This window comes from Desertibacillus haloalkaliphilus, from assembly GCF_019039105.1.
Lineage (GTDB): Bacteria > Bacillota > Bacilli > Bacillales > KJ1-10-99 > Desertibacillus > Desertibacillus haloalkaliphilus.
In genome coordinates this window covers 1-1,386 of sequence record NZ_JAHPIV010000041.1, presented here as the reverse complement: position 1 = coordinate 1,386, position 1,386 = coordinate 1, and the positions used below count along the sequence as shown (strand labels likewise).

At 52.5% G+C, this 1,386-nt stretch carries 1 protein-coding gene; it reads left to right on the top strand.

The annotated features are described in order from the left end of the window. A partial coding sequence (locus KH400_RS29535) for a hypothetical protein (protein WP_217227887.1) occupies positions 1-1,386 on the top strand: 1,386 nt, incomplete at both ends.

Here is a 1,386-nt window from a genome sequence, read left to right as displayed (position 1 = left end):
AAAAGAGAAGGGGAGGGGGGGAAAGGAGAGGGAGGGGAAGAGAAGAAGGGGGGGGAAGGAGGGAAAAAGGGGGGGGAGGGGAGAAAAGGAAAGAGGGAAGAGAGAGGGGGGAAGAAAGGAGGGAGAAAGGGAGGGAAAGAGAAGGAGAGGGAGGAGGAAAGGGGAGAGGAGAGGGAAGGAGGAAGAGAGGAAAGGGAGGGAAAAAAAGAGGGGGGAAAAGGGGGGAAGAAAGGAGAAGAGAGGGGGAGAGAAGGGGGGAAGGGAGAAGGGAGGAAAGAAGAGAAGAAGGAAGAAAAAAGAAAGAGGAGAGGGAAAAGAGAAGAAGAGAGGAAGAAAAAGGAGAGAGGAGGAGGGGGAGAGGGAGGAGGGGGAAGAGGGGGGAAAAGGGGAGAGGAAAGAGAAGAAGAGGGAGAGGGAGGAGAAAAAGAAAAGGGGAAAGGAAGAAGGAGGAAGGAAGAAGAAAGGAGAGGGAGAGAGGGGGGAGGGAAGAAAAGAGAGAAGGGGAGAGGGAAGGAGGGGGGAGAGAGAGAAGAGGGAAAAAGAGGGAAAAGGAAGAAAAAGAAAGGGAAGAGAGGAAGAGAAGAGGGGAAGGGGGGGGGGAAAAAGGGGGAGAAGGGGAAAAGAAGGGAGGAAAGAAAAGGGAGGGGGGAGGGGAGGGGGAAAAAAAGAGAAGGAAAAGAGAGGGGAGGGAGGGAGAGGAGAAGAAAAAGAGAAAAAAGGAGAAAAGGAGGGAGGAAGAAGAGGGGAAGAGAGAGAAGAGGGGGAGAGAGAAAGAAGGAGAAGAGGGAGGGAGGGGGGGAGAGGAAAGGGAGGAAAAAAAGGAAAAAGGAGAGAAGGGGGAGAGAGAGAGGAGGGGAAAAGAGAGGGAGAAGGGGAGAAGAAGGAAGGGGGAGAAAGGGAGAAGGAAAAAAGGGGAGGAAGGGGAGAAAAGGAGAAGGGGGGAGGGAGAGAGAGAGGAGAGAGGGGGAAAAGAAAGAAGGAGAAGAAAGAGAGAAGGAAGGGAAAGGGGGGAAAGGGGGGAAGAAAAAGAAAGGGAAAGGAGGGAAAAAGGGGGAGAAGAAAGGAAGGGGAAAAAAAAGAAGGAGGAGGAGAGAAGAGGGGAGAGAAAAGGAAGGAAAAGAAGGGGGGAGGAGGGGAGAGAAAGGAAGAAGAGAGGAGAGGAAAGAAGGGAAAAGGGAAAGGAGGGAAAAAAAAAGGAAAAAGGAAAAAAAAAGAGAGGGAGGGGGAGAAAAGAAAAAAAGGGAAAGGAAAAGGGGGGGGAAAAGGAAAGAGAAGAAAAAAGAGGAGAAGGAGGGGAAGGGAGGAGGAAGGGGAAGGGGGGAGGGGGGGGGGAGGGGGGGGGAAGGAGAAGGGGAAAAAAGAGAGAGAAAAGAGAAGAGGAGGAGG